This window comes from Streptomyces sp. NPDC048419 (genome assembly GCF_043200415.1).
Lineage (GTDB): Bacteria > Actinomycetota > Actinomycetes > Streptomycetales > Streptomycetaceae > Streptomyces.
In genome coordinates this window covers 614,407-635,749 of record NZ_JBICXT010000002.1, presented here as the reverse complement: position 1 = coordinate 635,749, position 21,343 = coordinate 614,407, and the positions used below count along the sequence as shown (strand labels likewise).

Annotated in this window: 20 protein-coding genes and 2 tRNA genes; 4 read left to right on the top strand and 18 right to left on the bottom strand. The window is 70.2% G+C overall.

Features of this window, described 5'->3' with window-relative positions; all coding sequences use genetic code 11:
- The first annotated feature begins 21 nt into the window (after positions 1 to 21).
- A complete protein-coding gene (locus ACGFYN_RS06800; protein WP_393864668.1) occupies positions 22 to 1,371 on the top strand; it encodes a cytochrome b/b6 domain-containing protein in 1,350 nt (449 codons plus the stop codon).
- A complete protein-coding gene (locus ACGFYN_RS06795) occupies positions 1,368 to 2,981 on the top strand; it encodes an NADH-ubiquinone oxidoreductase-F iron-sulfur binding region domain-containing protein (protein WP_393864667.1) in 1,614 nt (537 codons plus the stop codon). Before ACGFYN_RS06800 ends, ACGFYN_RS06795 begins: the two co-directional genes overlap by 4 nt.
- Before the next feature lie 71 nt (positions 2,982 to 3,052).
- Here ACGFYN_RS06795 and ACGFYN_RS06790 read toward each other — a convergent pair.
- The 10 genes from ACGFYN_RS06790 to ACGFYN_RS06745 all read right to left on the bottom strand — a co-directional run bounded on the left by ACGFYN_RS06790 (position 3,053) and on the right by ACGFYN_RS06745 (position 8,076).
- Positions 3,053 to 3,125 (bottom strand) — tRNA-Ala (locus ACGFYN_RS06790).
- Positions 3,126 to 3,227: 102 nt separating this feature from the next.
- Positions 3,228 to 3,461, bottom strand: coding sequence for a hypothetical protein (locus ACGFYN_RS06785; RefSeq protein WP_003976229.1), 234 nt, complete (start codon positions 3,459 to 3,461; stop codon positions 3,228 to 3,230).
- Between the two features lie 3 nt (positions 3,462 to 3,464).
- Positions 3,465 to 3,638, bottom strand: coding sequence for a hypothetical protein (locus tag ACGFYN_RS06780; protein ID WP_393864666.1), 174 nt, complete (start codon positions 3,636 to 3,638; stop codon positions 3,465 to 3,467).
- Positions 3,639 to 3,849: 211 nt separating this feature from the next.
- A tRNA-Ala gene (locus tag ACGFYN_RS06775) sits at positions 3,850 to 3,922 on the bottom strand.
- 72 nt (positions 3,923 to 3,994) lie between these two features.
- Positions 3,995 to 4,672, bottom strand: coding sequence for a histidine phosphatase family protein (locus ACGFYN_RS06770; RefSeq protein WP_393864665.1), 678 nt, complete (start codon positions 4,670 to 4,672; stop codon positions 3,995 to 3,997).
- A complete protein-coding gene (gene rsfS / locus ACGFYN_RS06765) occupies positions 4,666 to 5,109 on the bottom strand; it encodes a ribosome silencing factor (protein WP_393864664.1) in 444 nt (147 codons plus the stop codon). Before rsfS ends, ACGFYN_RS06770 begins: the two co-directional genes overlap by 7 nt.
- Before the next feature lie 106 nt (positions 5,110 to 5,215).
- A complete protein-coding gene (locus tag ACGFYN_RS06760) occupies positions 5,216 to 6,925 on the bottom strand; it encodes a LytR C-terminal domain-containing protein (RefSeq protein ID WP_393864663.1) in 1,710 nt (569 codons plus the stop codon).
- A 16-nt stretch (positions 6,926 to 6,941) separates the two neighbouring features.
- Positions 6,942 to 7,568 (bottom strand): nicotinate-nucleotide adenylyltransferase, encoded by a 627-nt coding sequence (gene nadD, locus ACGFYN_RS06755; RefSeq protein ID WP_393864662.1) that lies wholly within the window; start codon positions 7,566 to 7,568, stop codon positions 6,942 to 6,944.
- Positions 7,569 to 7,639: 71 nt separating this feature from the next.
- Entirely contained in the window at positions 7,640 to 7,807 is a 168-nt protein-coding gene (locus ACGFYN_RS06750; RefSeq protein ID WP_393864661.1) for a hypothetical protein, read from the bottom strand.
- Between the two features lie 107 nt (positions 7,808 to 7,914).
- Positions 7,915 to 8,076, bottom strand: a complete 162-nt coding sequence (locus ACGFYN_RS06745) for a hypothetical protein (RefSeq protein ID WP_393864660.1) — start codon at positions 8,074 to 8,076, stop codon at positions 7,915 to 7,917.
- Between the two features lie 127 nt (positions 8,077 to 8,203).
- On the opposite strand from ACGFYN_RS06745, the gene ACGFYN_RS06740 reads away from it, so the two are divergent.
- Positions 8,204 to 9,331: a M48 family metallopeptidase gene (locus ACGFYN_RS06740; protein ID WP_393864659.1), complete on the top strand. Its 1,128-nt coding sequence runs from the start codon at positions 8,204 to 8,206 to the stop codon at positions 9,329 to 9,331.
- Between the two features lie 27 nt (positions 9,332 to 9,358).
- Here the strand turns inward: ACGFYN_RS06740 and ACGFYN_RS06735 are convergent, their stop codons facing one another.
- From ACGFYN_RS06735 to proB, 5 genes are all read right to left on the bottom strand, one after another.
- Positions 9,359 to 10,429: a hypothetical protein gene (locus ACGFYN_RS06735; RefSeq protein WP_393864658.1), complete on the bottom strand. Its 1,071-nt coding sequence runs from the start codon at positions 10,427 to 10,429 to the stop codon at positions 9,359 to 9,361.
- A 124-nt stretch (positions 10,430 to 10,553) separates the two neighbouring features.
- A complete protein-coding gene (locus ACGFYN_RS06730; RefSeq protein ID WP_393864657.1) occupies positions 10,554 to 11,117 on the bottom strand; it encodes a hypothetical protein in 564 nt (187 codons plus the stop codon).
- A gap of 139 nt (positions 11,118 to 11,256) precedes the next feature.
- A complete protein-coding gene (locus ACGFYN_RS06725; protein WP_393864656.1) occupies positions 11,257 to 12,543 on the bottom strand; it encodes a glutamate-5-semialdehyde dehydrogenase in 1,287 nt (428 codons plus the stop codon).
- Positions 12,544 to 12,616: 73 nt separating this feature from the next.
- Positions 12,617 to 13,078, bottom strand: a complete 462-nt coding sequence (locus ACGFYN_RS06720) for a hypothetical protein (RefSeq protein WP_393864871.1) — start codon at positions 13,076 to 13,078, stop codon at positions 12,617 to 12,619.
- 172 nt (positions 13,079 to 13,250) lie between these two features.
- Positions 13,251 to 14,357 carry a glutamate 5-kinase gene (proB, locus tag ACGFYN_RS06715; protein ID WP_393864870.1) on the bottom strand — a complete coding sequence of 369 codons (1,107 nt, stop codon included), beginning with the start codon at positions 14,355 to 14,357 and terminating at the stop codon, positions 13,251 to 13,253.
- A 235-nt stretch (positions 14,358 to 14,592) separates the two neighbouring features.
- Between proB and ACGFYN_RS06710 the strand changes: the two genes are divergently transcribed.
- Positions 14,593 to 15,972 (top strand): polysaccharide pyruvyl transferase family protein, encoded by a 1,380-nt coding sequence (locus tag ACGFYN_RS06710; RefSeq protein ID WP_393864655.1) that lies wholly within the window; start codon positions 14,593 to 14,595, stop codon positions 15,970 to 15,972.
- 7 nt (positions 15,973 to 15,979) lie between these two features.
- On the opposite strand, the gene ACGFYN_RS06705 is transcribed toward ACGFYN_RS06710, so the two are convergent.
- The 3 genes from ACGFYN_RS06705 to ACGFYN_RS06695 form a co-directional block, all read right to left on the bottom strand.
- Positions 15,980 to 17,221, bottom strand: coding sequence for a glycosyltransferase family 2 protein (locus ACGFYN_RS06705; protein WP_393864654.1), 1,242 nt, complete (start codon positions 17,219 to 17,221; stop codon positions 15,980 to 15,982).
- Positions 17,222 to 17,459: 238 nt separating this feature from the next.
- Positions 17,460 to 19,574, bottom strand: a complete 2,115-nt coding sequence (locus ACGFYN_RS06700; RefSeq protein WP_393864653.1) for a hypothetical protein — start codon at positions 19,572 to 19,574, stop codon at positions 17,460 to 17,462.
- A 170-nt stretch (positions 19,575 to 19,744) separates the two neighbouring features.
- Complete coding sequence (locus ACGFYN_RS06695) at positions 19,745 to 21,241, bottom strand: D-ribitol-5-phosphate cytidylyltransferase (RefSeq protein WP_393864652.1); 1,497 nt, start codon at positions 21,239 to 21,241, stop codon at positions 19,745 to 19,747.
- Positions 21,242 to 21,343 lie beyond the last annotated feature (102 nt).

Sequence of the window (21,343 nt, the reverse complement as noted above, 5' to 3'; positions counted from 1 at the left end):
ATACTGCTCGGAGTTGCCCCCATGAACGCTCGTCGTAGTAACAGCACCCTCCCCAAGCCCGGCCGGTCGGCCTACGGGGTGGCGTCGGCTGTCATCCTGCTGCTCATACCCGTCGTCGTGCTCCTCGGCGGCGACTGGATGCAGCAGTTCCTCAACTTCGGTGCGGGCGTCCTGTCGCTCGTCTGCCTCACCTGCTCGGTGATCTGGGGCCTGGTGGCCCAGGACCGGCTCGTTCTCAACATCCGCCAGCGCCTGGTGGCCCAGGGCATCCACCGGGTGACCGCGGTCGCCTCGATCGCCTTCCTCCTGGTGCACATCGGGGTCAAGCTCGCGCTGGACCACGCCGACTGGGTCGCGGCCCTGATCCCCTTCGGCTGGCTGTTCTCGGGCACCGGCGCCGCGAACCCGGGCAGCGCGACCCTGATCGGCATGGGCTCGCTGGCGGCGTACCTCATGATCTTCGTCGGCATCACCGGCGCGCTGCGCAACCAGTTCGCCTCCCCGGCGCCGATCGCGGCGCGCTGGCGCGCGATGCACATGCTGGCCTACCCGGCCTGGTGCGCGGCCCTGATCCACGGCCTGTTCGCGGGACGCCCGGCGAAGACGTTCTTCATGGTCTCCTACGAGCTGTGCGTGGTCGCGGTCGCCGCGGCCCTCGCCCTGCGCGCGGCTCCGCGCCCGTTCAAGCGGAAGGTCGCCGACCGCCTCGCGATGCTCCTGGGCAACGATCCCGGTGCGGCCCGCGAGGAACTGGAGGCCAGTCGCGCGCGCGTGGCCGACGCCTCGTCCTCACGCTCACGCGCGCGTACTGCGGAGACCCCGTCCGCACTGCCGGGCTACGAGAACGCCCGGGCACCGCGGCAGTCCCCCGGGGAAACGGCGGCGCCCTCGACGGCCGGCTTCTACGACACCGCGTCCTCACGCACCATGACCCCGGATTCCACCGGCGGTTTCGCGGCCGCCTACCGCGCCGTCACCCCGCAACAGCCGGGTCAGCAGCAGTACGGCGCCGGCCAGACCGCCCGCATGGACCTCCCCCTGGACATGCAGTCCACGGAGGCGATGCCGCGCATGGACGCCTCAGGCAGCTGGCCCGTGCCCTCGCCCCCGCCGGTCGGCGAGGCGCCCCCGTCGGCGTACGACCCGCTCCAGGACACCGGATACAACATCCCGACGTATGACAATTCGGGCACCGCGGCCTATCGCAACAGTGATGTGTACGACACCGGTGAGACGAACACCCAGTACGGCACGTACAACTCGAACGACACGTACAACAGCGGTCCCGCCGATGAATCGACGCCCGGTGCCTCCTGGGACGCACCGGGTTCGGGCGAACCTTGGAACACGCCTTCCGGAGGCTATAGGTGAACGAGGCCCTGCCCGACGTTCCAGAAGTCCGCGTGGTCGGGCTTCCGCAACTCACGTCTGGCTTCGACCTTGTCGAACGACTTGATCTGTCCATGCACCTCAAGGTGCACGGCCCGCTCGAACCTCTTGGCGGCGAGCAGCTCGCGAAGCTCGCCGAGAACATCAACCTGAAGGGCCGCGGCGGCGCGGGCTTCCCCTTCCACAAGAAGCTGCGCTCGGTCGCCGAGACCGCGATCAAGCGCGGTGTACGGCCGGTCGTCGTGGTCAACGGCAGCGAGGACGAACCGGCCTGCCGCAAGGACACGGTCCTGATCAACCGCGCCCCCCATCTCATCCTGGACGGGGCGCTGCTGGTCGCGGAGGCGCTGGGTGCCCGCACGCTCGTGGTGGGGGTCACCCGTGAGTCGACGCAGCGCTCGATGGAGGCCGCCCTCGCCGAACGCGGCCTCAGCAACGGACGCCGCTCCGCGCTCAAGGCCTGGGTCCAGCGCAACCCGGTCCGCATGGTCACCGGCGCCGCCGCCTCCCTGATCCGCTCGATCGACGGCGGCCCGGCCATCCCGCCCGGCCGCAAGATCAGCGCCTCGCAGAGCGGCGTCGGCGGCGCGCCCACCCTGCTGTCGAACGCCGAGACCTTCGCCCAGCTCGCCATCGCCGCCCGCATCGGCCCCGAGCGCTACGGCAACACAGGCCTCTACGACGAGCCGGGCACCGTCATGCTGACGGTCTCCGGCGCGGTCGCCCGCCCGATGGTGATCGAGGTCCCCACGGGCGTCCCGCTGCGCTACGTCCTCCAGCTCGCCGGCGCACCGCCCGTCCCCCAGGGCGTGCTGACCGGCGGCTACCACGGCAAGTGGATCGACGCGGCGACGGTCGACGAAGCGATCGTCTCCCGCAACTCCCTGGACGCGGTGGGTGGTTCGCTCGGCGCCGGCGCGATCCTGCCGATCAGTCAGGAGACCTGCCCGCTGGGCGAGTCGCTGCGGGTGGCGCAATGGCTGGCCGAGGAGAGCGCGGGCCAGTGCGGTCCCTGCTACCTCGGCCTGCCGGCCGCCGCGCGCGGTATGGAGGACATCCTGGGCGGCGGCGGCCCGGCCGCCCTCGAGGCGCTCAAGCAGGTCGCCAAGAACGTGAAGCGGCGCGGCGCGTGCTCGCATCCGGACGGCTCCGCGATGTTCCTCGAGTCGACCATCAAGGCCTTCACCGACGACCTCGCGGCGCACGTCCTCGGAAACGGCTGCGGACGGCCCGTGGAGGGCGTCCTGCCGCTCTTCGAGGGCGGCCAGATGCCCGCGGGCATCACGGGCGGCGCGGAGCCCGCGGACTCCGGCGCCAGCCGTCAGAAGATCTACGTCGACTGGACCCTGTGCCGCGGCCACGGCCTGTGCGCGGACATCCTCCCGGAGGTCTTCGAACTCGGCGCCGACGGCTTCCCGACGGTCGCCCAGGCCCAGGTGCCGCGCTACGCGGAGGCCAAGGCGCTGCGCGCGGTGCGCCGCTGCCCGGCACTCGCCCTGCGCATCGAGGAGGAGGCGCCGCGCGACCAGGGGCCGTCCCGCAACCTGCCGGTGCTCTCCCAGGGCCGCGGACGGCGCGCGCTCGGCCGCTGAGCCGCGGCGCACAACTGCCCCCGCACAAACAAAGATCCCGCCGGGTCTTCACGATCCGGCGGGATCTGCCGTGGAGCTAAGGAGAATTGAACTCCTGACCTCCTGCATGCCATGCAGGCGCTCTACCAACTGAGCTATAGCCCCGTGCTTTGGTCCGCCCGGTTTCCCCGGCGGCGACGCCAACATTACACGGTCCCCAGGGGGCAACACCAAATCGTTTCCGCGGCCCCGGGCAGGGCCGGCACGTCAGGCGGTGACGAACGAGTAGAACCGCTTGAGCGTGCAGTGCTCCTCGAGCAGGCGGCCGTAGATCGGCTCCCCCTCCAGCTCGCGGTACGTCTCGATCGGGTCGCCCTTTATGATCAGCGCCCGCGCGCACTCCTCGCACCAGTACTGGTAGTCGGGGTTGACCGGCTCCATGTCGCGGACGATCGGCGTGCCGCTGCCGCACCAATCGCACTTGCGCCTGTGTGCACCCATCGATCAGCTCCAGCTGTGGCCGCAGGCCGTGCACACGTAGGAGATTCCGCCGTTGTCACCGAGGACTTGCGCGACGTGGGCGGAACCGCAGGAAGGGCAGCTCAGACGGATGACCGTGTCCCGTGCAGACGCCGCTTCGAGGAGGTGGCCGACCTCCTCGAGGATGCTCACAGGCATCACAGCTCCCTCCCGTCGGGCCGCGCTCCCTTCCGGCCGTTTGATTCTGCCACGGCCGGGCCAATACGGTCAGCGACGCCTGAGTACCAGTACGGACACGCACGCCGAGAGCGCCTCCACAGAGGTATACGCCTTCGGGACCACAAGTGACTCAAGTCGTACAGGAACAGACAGAAAATCCCGCCTCCGGAACGGAGACGGGATCTTGTTGTGGAGCTAAGGAGAATTGAACTCCTGACCTCCTGCATGCCATGCAGGCGCTCTACCAACTGAGCTATAGCCCCATCACGTTCTTCCCGCTCGGCGGGGCGAACAAGAAGAACTCTAGCCTGCGACCTGCCGGAAAGTGAAATCCGCTAGTCGTCGTCGCCGAGCACCGGCTCGGGCAGCGTGCCGGCGTTGTGCTCCAGCAGGCGCCAGCCGCGGGCGCCCTCGCCGAGGACGGACCAGCAGCAGTTGGAGAGGCCACCGAGGCTCTCCCAGTGACGGGGCTCCAGGCCCAGCAGACGCCCGATCGTGGTGCGGATCGTCCCGCCGTGGCTGACCACGACGAGCGTGCCGTCGTCGGGGAGCTTCTCGGCATGGCGCAGCACGACCGGGGCGGCGCGCTCGGCCACCTCGGTCTCCAGCTCGCCGCCGCCGCGGCGGACCGGCTCGCCGCGCTTCCACGCGGCGTACTGCTCGCCGTGCCGCCCGATGATCTCCTCGTGCGTCAGGCCCTGCCAGACGCCCGCGTAGGTCTCGCGCAGCCCCTCGTCGTGGGCGACCTCCAGGTCGGTGAGCTCGGCGAGCTCGGCCGCGGTGTTCGCGGCCCGCTGCAGGTCGGAGGCGACGATCGCGTCGGGCCTCAGGGAGGCGAGCAGCCGGGCGGCGCGGCGGGCCTGGGCCACGCCGGTCTCGGTGAGGGCGACGTCCGTGGTGCCCTGGAAGCGGCGCTCCACGTTCCAGGCGGTCTGGCCGTGACGCCAGAGGATGACGCGGCGTCCCCGGCCCTGCCTGCCGGCGGACACCTCACCGGTGGCGCTCGTCACCACTCACCGCCGAGGTCGGTCGCCTCCTCGGCGGCCTGGTGCCTGGCGTGCTCCTCGGCCTTGCCGCGGGTGGCCTTGGCGTCGGCGGGCAGCTCGAGCTCGGGGCAGTCCTTCCACAGCCGCTCCAGGGCGTAGAAGACGCGCTCCTCGCTGTGCTGGACGTGGACGACGATGTCCACGTAGTCGAGCAGGATCCAGCGGGCGTCGCGGTCGCCCTCGCGGCGCACCGGCTTGGCGCCGAGCTCCTTGTTGAGCCGCTCCTCGATCTCGTCGACGATCGACTTGACCTGGCGGTCGTTGGGCGCTGAGGCCAGCAGGAAGGCGTCCGTGATCGACAGCACGTCGCTGACGTCGTAGGCGATGATGTCGTGCGCGAGCTTGTCGGCGGCCGCCTGCGCGGCAGTGGTGATCAGCTCGAGGGAACGGTCAGTGGCGGTCACTACGTGGCTTTCGGTCGGCGGTCTGTTGACACCAAGGGTCTCACGGACCGCCGGGCGTACCCCACGTGATTAATAGATCACGTGGGGCGCCCGCCGCTCGGGCCGGTCAGGAGGCGGACGGCTTGTAGTCCTGGCCGAGGATCACCGAGACGTCCGCGTTCGAGGTGGTCTTCCCCTTGGCCACGGAGCTGTCCGGCAGGCCCAGGGTCTTGGCGACCTCGCCGGCGTTCGCCTTGTCCTTGGCGTCGGTGTAGACGACCTTGGACGTGGCCGACGCGGTGCCCGCGGTGCCGCCCTCCAGGAAGGTGAAGCCGCCGTTGAGGAGGACCACGCGGGCCTTGTCGGTGTTGGCCTTCGTGCCCGTGGCGTTCTGGACGGAGACCCGGACCGCGGAGCCCTGCTCGGGGCTCTTGGCCGCGCCGCCGAGGACGTCCTTGACCACGCTGGCGCTGGCCTGCGCACTCATCGTGCCGTCGCTCTGGACGGGCAGCAGGGCGGTCTTGTAGTCACCGCCCTTGGCGAGGTCGGCGAGCTTGGCGAGGAAGGTGCCGAGGTCCTTGTCGGTGAGCGAGGGGTCCAGGATCTGGGCGAGGGTCTGCACGGTCGTCGTCGCGGCCGCCGGGTCGGAGGACATCTTGCGCAGCACGCCCGCCATGACCTGGCCGAACCGCTCCAGCTGGGCGTTCTGGGCCTCGCCGGAGGCGCGGTAGGTGGCGTAGGCGACGGCCGTCTTGCCGCTGAGGGTCTGGTCCTTGCCCTGGTGGACGAGGGGCTCGGCGCCCTTCTTTTTGGCGGCCGGGTCCGGTACGTCGGCGTTGGTGTCGATCTCGATGTTGCCGATCAGGTCGACCAGGTTCTGCAGATACGGGGTGTCCAGCCGCCAGGTGCCCTCGATGTCGGTGCCGAGGGCCGTGTCGAGGGAGTCGCGGGTGCCCGAGGAGCCGTCCCCGTCGACCGACTTGGCGAGGGTGGTCGTGGTGCCGTCGTCGTCCGTCAGGGAAAGGGAGTTGGGCAGCAGCACAGTGGTGCCCTGCTTGGTGGTGGTGTTGTCGACGAGCAGCGCCGTGGAGGTGCCGCCGCCCTTGGTGTTGTGCAGGTGGACGACGATCACGTCGCGGTTCTGGGCACCCGCGGCGGTCGCGCTGCCGCCCTTCTTGGAGCCGGACCACGACAGGCCCGGCAGCTTCCCTGCGTACCAGAGGTAGCCGACGCCGCCGACCGCGACCATGGCCAGCACGACGACGAGGGCGACGAGGCGGCTGCGGGCGCGGCGCTTGGCCTCCTCGCGGCGCTCGGTGCGGTTCTCGGTGAAGTTCAGCCAGTCGATGACGTCCTCGGAGTCGCCGTCCGGCTCCTCGACGAACTCGAACTGCTCGGTGCGGTAGTCCCGTTCGGCCGGGGACGCCTCCTGCGTCCGCTCCCCCGGGCCCGCCTGCTGCGGGATGTAGGCGGTCTGCTCGGCGACCCGGGGCTGCTGCCCACTGGCCGCGGCCCGCCCGTAGGGGTCGTACGGCGCCTGGGGCGCACCGCCCTGGGGCGCACCGGTGCCGTAGGGGTCGTAGGAGGGCGCGGGCGGCGTGACGGGCTGCTGTCCGGTGCCGTAGGGGTCGTACTGCTGCGGGACCTGCTGCTGCGAGCCGGTGGCGTACGGGTCGTATCCGTAGCCCTGCTGTTGCTGCGCGTACGGGTCGTACGGCTGCTGCGGCGCCTGCTGCTGTGCGGCCTGTCTGTAGACGGGCCGGCCGTACTCGTCGTAGCCGACGAGTTCGTACTGGTCCTCGTGGTCGCCGTAGCCCGCGTCGTATCGGTCGTTCACCGGTGCCCCTCTCGGCTCACTCGCCGCGGTACAGCTCGCGCTTGTCGATGTAGCGCACGACTCCGTCCGGCACCATGTACCAGATGGGGTCTCCCTTGGCGACTCTCGCACGGCAGTCTGTGGAGGAGATGGCCAGCGCGGGAACTTCGACGAGTGAGACACCGCCCTCGGGGAGGCCGTGGTCGGACAGATGGTGGCCGGGCCGGGTGCAGCCGATGAAGTGCGCCAGGGAGAACAGCTCCTCGGAGTCCCGCCAGGTGAGGATCTGACCGAGGGCGTCGGCGCCGGTGATGAAGAAGAGGTCCGTGTCGGGATTCAGCGCGCGCAGATCACGGAGCGTGTCCACGGTGTACGTCGCGCCGCCCCGGTCGATGTCGATACGGCTCACCGAGAACTGCGGGTTCTCGGCGGTCGCGATCACCGTCATCAGATAGCGGTCCTCGGCCGGGGAGACGTCGCGGTGCGTCTTCTGCCACGGCTGGCCGGTCGGCACGAAGACCACCTCGTCCAGGTGGAACTGCGCGGCGACCTCGCTGGCCGCCACGAGGTGCCCGTGGTGGATCGGGTCGAACGTTCCGCCCATGACGCCGAGACGGCGCTTGCCGGGGTTCGACGGGCCGGTAGGCATGTCCTGCTCTCCCATGCGTGCAGACCCTACCGGCCCGGCCTGAGAGGACCGGGCGGGCCGGTCCCCGGCAGCGGCCCGGGTGGGACTCAGCGGTCGCGGTTGAAACGGGTGGTGATCCACAGCAGGAGCAGCAGGATGAACAGGGCACCGCCGCCGGTGATGTACGGGCTGAGGCTCTCGTGATTGCCGCCGTGCTCCTCGCCCTCGGCAGCGAGAGTGACCAACTGAGCGGCGGCAGCGTGGAAGCTCGTCATCGGCAGAACCTATCCGGTGTGGGCGGGATGAAGATGTCGGCCAATCGTAAGCGGGCGCCGTTGCGGCGATCACGCCGACTCCGCCGTTGGGGAACCCGGGAAGGTCCTCAGTCGTCTTTCTGCTTGTAGCCCCGCAGCAGGAACCACCCGGTCAGCGCGCAACCCACCATCATCACGATCAGCACGATCCGGAGCAGATTCCCCGGCCCCTGGTGCGGGGACGCGCTCGCGGCCTGGACGAGCCACAGGGCTGCGGCAGTGTGCTCCATGGTGCTGGACTCCTTCGGTGTAGTGCCCGTCCACGGTAACTCCGCCTAGGCTGGGCCTTGCTTCGGGGGCGCAAAGGGCCGCACAAGGGTCCGCAAAGGGCCACTCACACGCACATGGGGGACACACATGTCCGACGACGGCCACGAGCACAACGGACACGAGCACGTTCCGAGCAGGCAACGCCGACGCTTCCCGGGGATCTCCTCGCGTGCCTACGAGCACCCCGCCGACCGCTCCGCGCTGGTCGCGCTGCGCAAGCTGAGCGGTTTCGACACGGTCTTCAAGGCGCTCAGCGCGCTGCTGCCCGAGCGCAGCCTCCGGCTGCTGTTCCTGTCCGACTCCGTGCGCGTCTCGGACCAGCAGTTCGCGCATCTCAACGACATGCTGCGGGACGCCTGTTACATCCTGGACCTGGAGAAGGTCCCGCCGATGTACGTCAACCAGGACCCGCAGCCGAACGCGATGTGCATCGGCCTGGACGAGCCGATCATCGTCGTCACCACGGGCCTGGTCGAACTGCTCGACGAGGAGGAGATGCGGGCCGTCATCGGGCACGAGGTGGGCCACGCCCTGTCCGGCCACGCCGTGTACCGCACGATCCTGCTGTTCCTGACCACCCTCGCCGTCCGGGTCGCCTGGATCCCGCTGGGCAACCTCGCGATCATGGCGATCGTGACGGCGCTGCGCGAGTGGTTCCGCAAGTCGGAGCTGTCCGCGGACCGGGCCGGCCTGCTGGCCGGGCAGGACCTGCGGGCCTCGATGCGCGGCCTGATGAAGATCGCGGGCGGCAACCACCTGCACGAGATGAACGTGGACGCCTTCCTCAAGCAGGCCGAGGAGTACGAGGCGGGCGGCGACCTGCGCGACTCCGTGCTGAAGATCCTGAACCTGCTGCCGCGGACGCACCCCTTCACCACCATCCGCGCGGCCGAGCTGAAGAAGTGGGCCGAGTCCCGCGACTTCCAGCGGATCATGGACGGCCACTACCCGCGCCGCGACGAGGACAAGGACGCCTCGGTCTCGGACTCCTGGCGCGAGTCGGCGGCGAGCTACGCGAGCAACGTCAAGGACTCCAAGGACCCGCTGATGAAGCTGGTCAGCGACATCGCCGGCGGGGCGGGCGGTCTCGGCGGCCGGGTAAGGCGCGGCTTCGACGGCTTCACCGGCTCGGCGCCGCGCGAGGACCGGCCGCCGACGGACACGCCTCCCACGGACACGCCCCCGAAGGACACACCGCCGCGGGACGGCGACTGAGCCGCGCGGAAGCGGGCAGAGGAGTTCTCACACCTTCGGCTGCGCGCTCGCCGCGAGCGATCCGCACAGGGCCGTGAACCCGCTTGTGGCGTACGGGTCCGTGCCCGCCGGGCCGCCCGCGCGGGCCGTCTGCCCGGCCAGCAGCGGATGCAGATGGTTCGTGGAGTCCTCGGCGCAGGACAGCGGGCCGGCCTGGACGTAGGAGATGACGAGCTGGGCCTGGTGCAGGCGGAGGTCGTCACGGTCGAAGCGGAAGTGCAGCTCGCGCCGGACCGTGAAGAGGGAGGCCTGGGCCTTGGCGTCGGATCCGGTCGGCTTCAGCGCGTAGACGAAGGTGTGGTCCGCGGTGACCTCGAGGGTGGCGGAGTCGGTCTCGGCGGCCAGCAGCGAGCCCTGGACCCGGATCCTGTCGTCGGCGAGCTGGGCGCGGGTCTGGTCGAAGCGGACCAGCCACCCGGTGGGCTGATGCCGGCCGTCGGCCACCGGATGCTCGAAACTCTGGTCGAACTGGTCGAGTTGGTCGCCGTCGAGCATGACCCGCACGGCGCGGACGTCCTGGCCGACGATGACCTCGGGGTCGAGCGCGGAGCGCACGATGTAGTCCTTGGCCGTGGTCAGTGCGGCCACCACCTGGCTGTCGGAGAAGTGCGCGGTGCGCCGCGTGGCCGGCAGCGGTATGCCCTCGGCGCCGACGCGGAACTGCGCGGCGGGGCTGTGCGCGTACAGGTACTCGGGATCGGTCGCGCCGGGCACCTCGCCCTGGGGGGAGAGCGGGATGACGGTCATCCGCAGGGGCTCGACGGGCTGCCGGGCGGACGGCGTCTGGTAGGGGTGGCGTACGCCCATGTAGATCGCGGTGCCGAAGGCCACCGCGATCAGCAGGACCAGGATCAGCGCCTGCCGGGACAGGCCGCGGTGCAGCGGCGGGCGGCGGCGTACGGCGGGCGCGTGGTCGGCCATGCGCTCGTGCGCGGACAACTCCTGGAGGCGGGCAGCGCGGACGAACGATTCGTCGAACACGACGGATCGATACTCGTCCTCACCACCTGCGGGGGCGCCCTCGGGTGTCCCCTCAGGTGGGTCTCCAGACCCTCCCATATCTTCAGGGTAGGTCTCACGGAGCCCGGGTAAACGCCCGGCCGCACGACAACTTCTGACAGGTTCTCACCAGGATCGGGACAGCACGCGGGCACGCGCGCCAAGGCCGTGCTCCGGGCGCCGCTCAGGGGGTGCGCGGGATGACCGAGATGGCGGGCTGGGCGGTGTCGGCGGAGGCGGAGGGCGGCGCCGCGCTCCCCTGCTCCAGACCGGTCGACGCGGGCGGCGGCACCTGCTCGCGGTTGCCCGAGGAGGCACCGCGGTAGACCGCCGCGAAGGCCAGCGCGACCATGCCTATGCCCATCACGATGGCGAGCATCCAGGCGACGGGGCGGTGCCAGCGGACCTGCTTCCCGTACGTCCCCGTCGTGCCGTAGCGGCCTTCGAGGACGTCGGTGTCGTCCGGGTCGTCGAGGTCGGGATCATGGCCGAATCCGGGGCCGTAGCCTTCCTCGTAGCGCTCGCCGCGGCCGTGGGCGCGGCGGGCCTCGGCCTCGGAGGCCTCCGCTCTCGCCTGTGCCGCGGCCAGGAGGCGCTCCACGGCGGTCGGCTCATGGACGGCTGCCGCCCGTACGAAGGCCTCGTCGAAGGCCACGGAGGCGAACTCTTCGTCCGACACCCCGCGGTCGTGGTCGTCGTCGGGCTCCCAGCCGTCAGGGAACGGCGTGCCCCCCACGTCCTCCGGCACGTCTCCAGAGTAGACCTGGGGGGTCAATTTGGGCAGACGGTATGGAAATTCATCCGTCTGCCGAGACATCTCCCGTGCGGCACGGGCGCGTACCGGGAGCGCATGCCCCATGCATATGCGCCCCCTCCTCGCGGCTCGGTCAGCGCCGGATGTGGCCGTCCCCGGTGACGATGTACTTCGTGCTCGTCAGCTCCGGCAGGCCCATCGGGCCGCGGGCGTGCAGCTTCTGCGTGGAGATGCCGATCTCCGCGCCGAAGCCGAACTGGCCGCCGTCGGTGAAGCGGGTCGAGGCGTTCACGGCGACCGTGGTGGAGTCGACCAGCTGGGTGAAGCGGCGGGCGGCCTGCTGGGAGGCGGTCACGATCGCCTCGGTGTGGCCGGAGGTCCACAGCCGGATGTGCTCGACGGCCTTGTCCAGCGAGTCCACCACGGCGGCGGCGATGTCGTAGGAGAGGTACTCGGTGTCCCAGTCCTCCGGCGTCGCCTCGACGACGGTCGCCTTGGAGTCCTTCGCGTACGCCAGCACGCGCGGGTCGGCGTGCACGGTCACCCCGGCCTCGGCGAGGGCGTCCAGGGCGCGCGGCAGGAACTCGGGGGCGATGTCCTGGTGGACCAGAAGGGTCTCGGCGGCGTTGCAGACGCTGACCCGGTGGGCCTTGGAGTTGATCAGGATGTCGATCGCCATGTCGAGGTCGGCCTGCGCGTCGACGTAGACATGGCAGTTGCCGGTGCCGGTCTCGATGACCGGGACCGTGGACTCCGAGACGACGGTCTGGATCAGGGAGGCGCCGCCGCGCGGGATCAGGACGTCGACCAGGCCCCGGGCGCGCATCAGCTCGCGCACGCTCTCGCGGCTCTCGCCGGGCACGAGCTGGACGGCGTCGGCGGGCAGTCCGGCGCCGCCGACGGCGTCCCGCAGGACCCGGACCAGGGCGGTGTTGGACTCGTAGGCGGAGGCGGAGCCGCGCAGCAGGACCGCGTTGCCGGACTTCAGGCAGAGTGCGGCGGCGTCGACCGTCACGTTCGGGCGGGCCTCGTAGATGATGCCCACGACGCCGAGCGGGACGCGGACCTGGCGCAGGTCGATGCCGTTCGGCAGGGTCGAGCCGCGGACCACCTCGCCGACCGGGTCGGGCAGTGCGACGACGTCCCGCACGTCGGAGGCGATGGCGCGCACCCGCTCCGGGGTGAGGGTGAGCCGGTCGACGATGGCCTCGCTGGTGCCGGCCGCACGGGCCTTGGCGATGTCCCTGGCGTTGGCCTCGACGATCTCGCTGGTACGGACCTCCAGGGCGTCCGCGACGGCGAGCAGCGCGTCGTCCTTCTCCGCGCGGGGCAGCGGGGCGAGGTCCGCGGCGGCGGCCTTGGCGCGGTAGGCGGCCTGCGTGACCGGGGACATGGAGTCGTACGGCGAAAGCGTGGTCATGAGGGAAGGGTAGTGCGCCACGCCGGAGCGTTCACCGGACATCCCAAACCCCGAGACACCCGGCGAAGGAGGCTCAAAAGGGGTGCACGCCCACCGGGCTCGCGGGCGGCGGGCCGTACCCCTCCGCGACGCGCTGGTGGTAGGTCTCCCGGTCGATGACCTCCAGGCCGACGATCTCCCAGGGCGGCAGCTGGGCGGTCTGGCGGTGCTCGCCCCACAGCCGCAGCGCCACGGCGGCCGCGTCGTGCAGGTCGCGGGCCTCCTCCCAGTAACGGATCTCCGCGTGATCGTTGGCATAGCGGCTGGTCAGCAGAAAGGGGTGGTCGTGGGCGAGCTGTTCGAGGCCGCGCCGCACCTCCTTCAGCGGGGCCTCCTCGCCGGAGACGCTGAGGGTGACGTGCCACAGGCGGGGCAGGTCGGCCGGCTCCTCGTACCGCTCCCCGGCCGCGACGCTCGTGAGAACGCGCTCCTCGCCCACCGCGCGGGAGGCGGTGGCGCCCCCGACGCCGCCGCGGGACGCCGTCCCAGGGCGCACTCGTCTCACGACGGCCTCCTTCACACGACGGTCGAGCAGAGCTCGTGCGGAATGTGTCCCTGAGACAAAGTTGAGCAGGCCGCAAGGGCCCGTGGGGCGGTTTTGCGGAACGTCCACCTCAGGGCGGGCCGTTTTGCGGGGCGTTCCCCCTGTTTTCGGTCCCTGACGGGCGTCAGGGATGCAGGATCACCAAGTCGTCGCGGTGTACGACCTCGCGTTCGTAGGCCGGGCCCAGCTCGCGCGCCAGCTCCCGCGTCGAACGCCCGAGCAGCTGGGGGATCTCCTTGGCGTCGAAGTTGACGAGCCCGCGGGCCACCGCGCGCCCCTCGCCGTCGCGCAGCTCGACCGGGTCCCCGGCGCTGAACTCGCCCTCCACGGCGGCGATTCCGGCCGGCAGCAGCGATGTGCGCCGCTCGACGACCGCCCGCACCGCACCGTCGTCCAGGGTCAGGTGACCCTGCGGGGTGGAGGCGTGCTGGAGCCACAGCAGCCGGTCGGCGGAGCGCTTGCCGGCGGGGTGGAAGTAGGTCCCGGTGTCCTTGCCGTTCAGACCGTCGGCCGCGTGGATCGCGCTGGTGAGCACGACCGGGATGCCGGCCGCGGCCGCGATCCGGGCCGCCTCGACCTTGGTGACCATGCCGCCGGTGCCGACGCCGGCCCGCCCCGCGCTGCCGATCTCCACGTGCGCCAGGTCCGCCGGGCCCCGCACCTCGGCTATCCGCGAGGTGCCGGGCCTGCCGGGGTCACCGTCGTAGACGCCGTCGACGTCGGAGAGCAGGACCAGCAGGTCGGCGTGGACGAGGTGGGCGACGAGGGCGGCGAGCCGGTCGTTGTCGCCGAAGCGGATCTCGTCGGTGGCGACGGTGTCGTTCTCGTTCACGATCGGGAACGCGCCCATCGCGAGCAGCTTGTCGAGGGTGCGGGAGGCGTTGCGGTGGTGTGCGCGGCGGCTCATGTCGTCGGAGGTGAGCAGCACCTGGCCGACGCGCACGCCGTGGCGCGCGAAGGAGGCGGCGTAGCGGGCGACGAGCAGTCCCTGGCCGACGCTGGCGGCGGCCTGCTGGCGGGCGAGGTCCCTGGGGCGGCGGCGCAGTCCCAGTGGGGCGAGGCCGGCCGCGATGGCGCCGGAGGAGACCAGGACGATCTCCTTCTCGCCTCCGCTGCGGCTCCTGGCCAGTACGTCGACGAGCGCGTCGACCCGGTCGGCGTCGAGGCCGCCCGCGGCGGACGTCAGCGACGAGGAACCCACCTTGACGACGATCCTGCGGGCCTCGATCACGCCCTGCCTTGCCCCTGCCACCTTGGTCTTCCGTCCCCTCGCACTCGGGCATCCCCGCCCGGCAATCTACGCGAAGGGGACCGGCTCCCGCGCGCCGGTCCAGTCCCCGGACAGGCGCCACGTAACTGCGTGATCACGCGTCGCGCACGGCAAAAAGGTTGCACTGGTTGCCTATAGAAATCAAAGTGCAGGCAAATCTAAGTTTAACGTTGTGCAATCCAGAGAAGTTCGCCGCGTGAAGCGCATCCTGCTGCGCTCGGGCAAGAGCCCCTTCGACGTCTTCCCCGTGGAGGAGGCTCTCCACCAGGACGTCATCGCCACCAACTCGGGCAACCTGATCTTCAGTGACGCCTCCCACAAGATCCTCGAGACACCGGGCACCGAGGTCGTCGCGAACGGCATGCGGACCGAAGTGGCCGCGGCGGAGCGGATCAACGAGGAGTACGACGCCTTCGTCGTACCGCTGGCGAACGCGTTCCGGCCGTCCTTCGAGGGGTCGCTGAAGCGGCTGACGCGGCTGATCGGCAGGCTGCGGATCCCGGTGGTGGTGCTGGGCATCGGCGCGCAGGCCGGGCTGAACTACAACGCGGCGCGGCTGAAGCCGATGGAAGCGACGGTGCGCGAGTTCGTCTCCGCGGTACTCGACCGCAGCGCGTCGATCGGCGTGCGGGGCGAGTTCACCGAGCAGTACCTCAAGGACCTGGGATACCGGGACGTCGAGGTCATCGGGTGCCCGTCGCTGTTCATGTACGGCAAGGAGCTGACCGTCCGCGAAAAGGCGCAGGAGCTGACCGCCGGCTCCCGGATCGCGGTCAACGGCTCCCACAGCGCGGTGCAGAAGCAGGGGCTGGACCAGGTCATCGACCGCGCCCACGCCCGCTATCCGCACCTGACCTTCATCGGCCAGAACCTCAGCGACGCACGGCAGCTGCACTGGCGGGACCTGTCCCACGCGAACGCCGAGGTGACGGCGATCCCGACGCACCCGGACCACCCGATGTTCCGGGAGGACAAGGTGCGGGTCTACATCGACCCCGTCACCTGGATCGACGATCTGCGCGGCTACGACTTCTCCTTCGGCTCCCGCATCCACGGCAACATCGCGGCGCTGCTCGCGGGAACGCCCGCGACGGTCCTGTGCGGCGACTCACGGACGCTGGAGCTGTGCCGCTACTTCGGCATCCCGCACCGCCGCATCGACCGGACGACCCCGGACCTCGATCCGGCGCAGCTGTACGAGGAGGCCGACTTCACCGGCCTGACCGGCGGTCACCTGGAGCGCTTCGAGCGGTTCACGGGCTTCCTGGACCGCAACGGCCTGGAGAACACCTTCTCCCACGGCGACGGCGGCGCGTCCTTCGACGCCCGTATGCGCTCGCTGGCCTTCCCGCCCGGCATCCGGCCCTGGAACGACGCCGACATCTCCTCGCTCACCTCCCGCTTCGGCTGGCTCCAGACCCGTATCACCGAACTGACCCTGGACAACGCCAACTTGAAGCGGGAGCTGGAGCGCGGCGGGGGCAAGCCCGTCCCGGGCTCCGCATCCGTGTACCGCCGCGCCCGCCGCGTGGTGGGCCGCCCGATCCGCAAGGCGCTGCAGTCGGGCAAGCAGTAGGCCGGGCTCAGGCCGCCGCCGCGGTCCCGCCCGGTGTGCGCGTGCGCGCCGCCGCGTCACGGGACTTGAGCACCCGGCGGGCCCCGCGGGCCGCGCGGCGCAGCAGTGTGCCGCCCGCCGAGTGCTCGCGGTAGCCGGGGAAGGCCCGGGCCTCGCGAGGGGCAGCCAGGTAGATCGTGTCGGGGACGGCGGCCGCGCTCTTACGGAAGTGCGGGTAGACGAGGTAGACGTGGCGACCGCGCCTCTCCAGGATGGCGGGGGCCTGCTTCTTCGCCTTGACGAACTCCACGACCTCCTTGAGGAGTTCGGGCTTCTCCTCGGCGACGAGGTGCAGGCGCAGCCGTTCCTCGACCTTGAGGCGGCGGGCCACGCCCTCGCTCCAGAACTCCTCCATCAGCGGCTTGGCCAGCTGGAACTTGTGCTGCCGTACCTTCTCGCTGTCCTTGAGGTATTTGGGCCCGAACTGCGGCAGAAGCGTCACCAGGAAGGGCCTGACCAGCAGCGCGTCCCGGCGCTCCCCGGCGGGCACGTGCTCGGCTATCAGGTTCATCAGGGCGCGTGCGGAGTCGAAGCGCAGGGAGTAGCCGCCGCTCTTCGTCACGTGCTTGCCGTCGTCCCGGCCCACCAGGTAGTAGCAGGTGTGGTCGGCTATCACGGACACGCCGTTCGCCCGCAGATACGCCTCCATCGTGAACAGCGCGTCCTCGCCGGTCCACAGCGACTCGTCGAACCGCATCCCGTGCTGTTCCAGCAGCTCACGGCGGAACAGCTTCTGCGCGCTCAGCGTGAACTTGATGTTGGAGGAGAAGACGTCCGTATGGTCGAGCGTGGCGCCCCACATCGACTGCGGCGGCTTGCGGTTGATGCCCTCGACCCGCCCGAGCACCACGTCCGTGCCGTTGCGGTCGGCCATGGCGACCATCCGCTCCAGCGCCTCGGGACCGAGCCGGTCGTCGGCGTCGAGGAAGAAGACGTAGCGTCCGGCGGCCTTGCCGAGACCGACGTTGCGCGGCCCGCTGGGGCCGCCGGAGTTGTCCTGGCGGATCACGGTCACGGGCATGGCGGCCCGCTCCGCGAACTCCTCCAGGTACTCCCCCGTCCCGTCCGTGGAGCCGTCGTCCACCGCGATGACCTCGATACGCCCCAGGTCGATGGTCTGTGCCTCGACCGATGCGAGGCACTCGACGAGATACGGCATCGCCTCGTACGCCCCGATGATCACGCTGACATCAGGCTGCGCGACGGTCACATTTCCCCCTTGGTCAAGGTGCATTTCCCCCGAATCTGCATATTCGCAACGTGTTAGACGGGTGCTCACTCGCGGAGGTTGCCTCACTGATCGACATTGGTGACACAGCTCACCGGAAGGTACGTATCGCCGGTGGGAGTTGCTCAGGACGCGATGCGCCAAGGGGGTAAGAAACGCGATAGAGCCCGGCCCCGAGGATCGCTCCTCGGGGCCGGGCTCTACGTGAGGGTGGAGAGCGTCAGCGCTGCTTCGTGCCGTCCGGCTCCGTGGCCGCCGGCACCGGCTGCGCCGGGGACATCTGGTCGGACAGCTCGTCCGCACCGGCCGCGCCGGCGGCGCTCCGGGACTCCTGGCCGAGGTTGCGCGTGTGCGCCTTGAGCGCCAGGTCCGCCACCGCGGTGTTGAACTGCTCGATGGAGGTGGGCTCGTCCGGGCCGAGCAGGTACTGCTTGAGCTCCTTGCGGTCGGCCGCCAGCGGGTCGCCGTCCGGGGTCCGCACGGCGGTCAGCAACTCGCCCAGTTCCGCGGAGCTGTTGGAGAGGATCACCGCGGCACGCACGGCGGTGTTCTGCCGCTTGAACTCCTCGACACCCAGCTCGGCGGAGTCGGTGACCGCGTACGGCTTGCCGCTCGCGATGAAGTCGGAGACCACGGAGGAGATGTCGGAGACCATCGCGTCGGAGACGTTGAAGCAGTCGTACAGACGCGGCTCGGCGCCCGTGATGACGCGGTGCTCGAAGCTGCCGAAGGAACGCCAGTACGCGTCGTTCCACTCGCCGCGCAGCCGGGCGACCTCCTCGTGCTGCTGGACGTCCACCACACCGTCCCGCGTGGCCTCGGCCTCGTCGCCGCGGTCGCCCGCGGAGCCGGACAGCTCGGCGAGGCGGGCCTCGATCCGGGCCAGGTCGCCCTTCGCCTGCTCCTGGGCGGCGGCCTCGGTGGTGAAGCGGGAGTCGGCGGCGCGCTCGGCGGCGGCCTTCTCCACCAGCGCCATGATGCGCCGGTGCGCGGTGCCGGCCTCCTTGCTGACGGTGCCGGTGAAGGGGTGCGGCTTGTACAGGACGCGGACCGGCGGGTCGGCCTTCACCAGCTTCTTCACGATGTTCTCACCGGCCAGCACGAGCGAGGTGTTGCCCGGGTTGCCGTCCCAGCCCTCCCAGGTGGGTGCGTACAGCACGGTCGGGACCCGGCCCTCGGGAACGCCCTGCCAGGTCTCGATCGGCGCCAGCTGCGGGCGGCCGACCTCCACGATGTCGTCGTCGCGGACGCCGACGTCGGCGATGGCGTAGCGGTCGCGGCCCGCGCGGCCGGCGGTCCACACCTCGTCGTACACCTTGCTGAAGGGGTTGACGCTGGCCAGCTTGTCGCTGTCGCCGTGGCCGATGAAGACGTGCTTCATGGTGGGCACGCGCAGCATGTGGATGTTCTTGCCGACGTTGGCCGCGTACAGCGCGACCCGCACGGTCGACAGCTCCATGTTCATCAGGTGCACCCCGCCGGGCACGCAGACGACGGGCGCCGTGGTGGGGGCCAGGTTCGCCAGGATGACGCGCTCACGCAGGATGACCAGCGGCTTGGAGTCCAGCTGCTCCATCGTCTCCAGCCACATGTTGACCTGGTACGCCGAGTCCTTGGAGCCGGAGAAGTACAGCACCGTCTCCGGCTTGTACTCCCGCAGCCAGTCGTCGACGGCCGCGAGCACCTTCTCCGCGCTCGGTGGGATCTTGCCGCCGCGGACGTACGGGATCAGGGCGGCGACGTACAGGCAGCCCAGGAACAGCGTGACGCCGATGCCGATGAAGCCGGGCACGGACCACTTCATGGCCGCGGCGACCAGGATGCCGACGACGGCCGCGAGGTCGAGATGGAGCATCTTCTCCGCGGAGCGGTCCAGCAAGAAGCGCGGCGGGGCGTCCGGGATACGGATGCGCGACTTCAGATCCACGTTGCGGGTCGCGACCGGCATCCGGCGGCGGTTGCGGATCAGCGTGACCAGGGCGCCGTGCGGGGCCTGCAGGCCGTAGAACGCGATGAAGCAGGCGACCGCGCCGTAGTAGATCAGGTTGTCCGCGAACGACATCCGGGCCAGCAGCAGTATCAGCAGCAGCTGCCGGATCAGGAAACGGATCGACAGGCCGGCACGAACCTTGCTGAGCCGGTTGACCAGGTAGCTGCCCTTGCGGTGCAGATAGTGGTCCGCCAGATACGTGACGGCGGCCGCGGCCGCGAAGGCGTAGACGCTCGGGACGAGCGCGGCCAGCATGAGAGCCGGGAAGCCCAGCATCATGAGTGCCGCCGCGGCCAGCTCAGCCGCGCTGCCCACTCGGGCGACGCGAATAGCGGTGGATATCACGGAGAACCTGCTCTGGGAGGGGGGAGTGCCGGTTTTGTTCTGGACTGCGCAGGGTGTGCGGTAATTCGTCGGGTGTACGGATTCAGGCCCCTGCGTTCACCCGGTCAATGCAGCGCATTGACACCGGAAAGCAGAGGCCTGAATAACGTAAGGCTAATTCCCGTCGATTATTACACGCCGTCCTGTCGGTCCAGAACCGAGGCCAGCGCCTGCTCGAAGCCGGAGGCCTTCGCCGCACCCGCCGTCGGGTCCTGCTGGCGGACGTCGATGACGTGCCCGGTCAGCTCGGACAGCAGCACGTCCAGCGAGGTGCGGGCGACCGCCTCGGAGGAGAGCAGGGAGCCCGCGGGCTCCTGGCCGAAGGCCTTGGTACGCATGGGCGTCGCGGTGCGCTCCGGGTTGATGCAGTTGACGCGGATGCCGTCGCCCGCCCACTCGTCGGACAGGGCCTGGGTGAGGTTCACCATGGCGGCCTTGGTCGAGGAGTAGAGGCTGTACTCGGCACGGCCGCGGGTGTAGCTGCTGGAGGTGTAGAGCAGCAGCTGGCCCTTGGTCTCGGCCAGGTACTTGTAGGCGGAACGGGCGATCTGCACCGGGGCGAGGTAGTTGACCTTCAGCGCTTCCTCGATGGTCGCGTTGTCGGTCTCGGCCAGCTTGCCGATGCGCAGCACGCCCGCGGTGTTGACGACGTAGTCGATCCGGCCGGTCTCCGCGTACGCCTTGGACAGCGCGTCGTCGACCTCCTCCGGGTTCTCCACGTGGGTGCCGGTGGTGGAGCGGCCGAGCGCGTACACCGTGGAGCCGTAGGACTCGGCGAGCTCGGCGATGTCCTTGCCGATGCCGTACGAGCCGCCGAAGATCACGACGGTCTTGCCGGTCAGCAGCTCGCGGTAGGCCTCCTCGTCGACCTGCTCCGGCGCCGCCGTCGAGGCGAGCTGGAACAGCTTGTCGGCGATGAAGACGTCGACGGGCTGGGTGACCTTCATGTTGTACTCGTCGCCCGCGACGACGTGGATCGGCACGTCCGGCAGGTACTTCAGCACGACGGAGCAGTCGTCCGTGGCCTGGAAGTTCGGATCGCCGGCCGCGACCTCGTAGGCCCGCCTGACCGTGGAGAGCTTGAACGCCTGCGGCGTCTGGCCGCGGCGCAGCCGGGAGCGGTCCGGGATCTCGGTGATGAACTCGCCGTCCTCGCCGTGCGTGCGCGTGACGATGATGGTGTCCGCGGACGGGATGGCGACGTCGACGGCCTGGTAGCGCTCCAGCGCGGTCACGCAGTCGTCGATCACCCGCTGCGCCAGCAGGGGGCGCACGGCGTCGTGGAAGAGGACGTTGAGGTCCTCGCCCTCGGCCAGGCCCTCGCCGAGGGCCTCGATGGCGCGCTCGGTCGTCTCGTTCCGGGTCGAGCCGCCCTCGATGATCTTCTTGACCTTGGTGAAACCGGCCTTGGCGACGATCTTCTCCACGTCGGGCACGTAACCCGGCGCCATCAGCACGATGACGTCGTCGATCGAGTCGGCGTTCTCGAAGGTGGTCAGGGTGTGCTCGATGACAGCCTTGCCGGCGATCTTCAGCAGCTGCTTGGGGATCGAGAGACCCACACGCTGGCCGGTGCCACCGGCCAGGATCACTGCGGTGGTACGGGGCTTGGCTATGTGCTGGGACACAGAGGACCTACCTTGGGGCGTCAGGGAACGGGGAAATGGTCCCACTTGCGGTTACCGCTGTGCAAGGTGAGCGCCGTTCACCGCATATGTACGCGCCATCTT

What these genes read in the sequence shown, in the direction of transcription:
- nadD (WP_393864662.1), bottom strand. Translation starts at nt 7,568, where the DNA reads ATGGGAGAGCAGGACATGCCTACCGGCCCGTCGAACCCCGGCAAGCGC.
- ACGFYN_RS06750 (WP_393864661.1), bottom strand. Translation starts at nt 7,807, where the DNA reads ATGACGAGCTTCCACGCTGCCGCCGCTCAGTTGGTCACTCTCGCTGCC.
- ACGFYN_RS06780 (WP_393864666.1), bottom strand. Translation starts at nt 3,638, where the DNA reads ATGCCTGTGAGCATCCTCGAGGAGGTCGGCCACCTCCTCGAAGCGGCG.
- ACGFYN_RS06800 (WP_393864668.1), top strand. Translation starts at nt 22, where the DNA reads ATGAACGCTCGTCGTAGTAACAGCACCCTCCCCAAGCCCGGCCGGTCG.
- ACGFYN_RS06745 (WP_393864660.1), bottom strand. Translation starts at nt 8,076, where the DNA reads ATGGAGCACACTGCCGCAGCCCTGTGGCTCGTCCAGGCCGCGAGCGCG.
- ACGFYN_RS06740 (WP_393864659.1), top strand. Translation starts at nt 8,204, where the DNA reads ATGTCCGACGACGGCCACGAGCACAACGGACACGAGCACGTTCCGAGC.
- ACGFYN_RS06735 (WP_393864658.1), bottom strand. Translation starts at nt 10,429, where the DNA reads ATGGGAGGGTCTGGAGACCCACCTGAGGGGACACCCGAGGGCGCCCCC.
- ACGFYN_RS06725 (WP_393864656.1), bottom strand. Translation starts at nt 12,543, where the DNA reads ATGACCACGCTTTCGCCGTACGACTCCATGTCCCCGGTCACGCAGGCC.
- ACGFYN_RS06785 (WP_003976229.1), bottom strand. Translation starts at nt 3,461, where the DNA reads ATGGGTGCACACAGGCGCAAGTGCGATTGGTGCGGCAGCGGCACGCCG.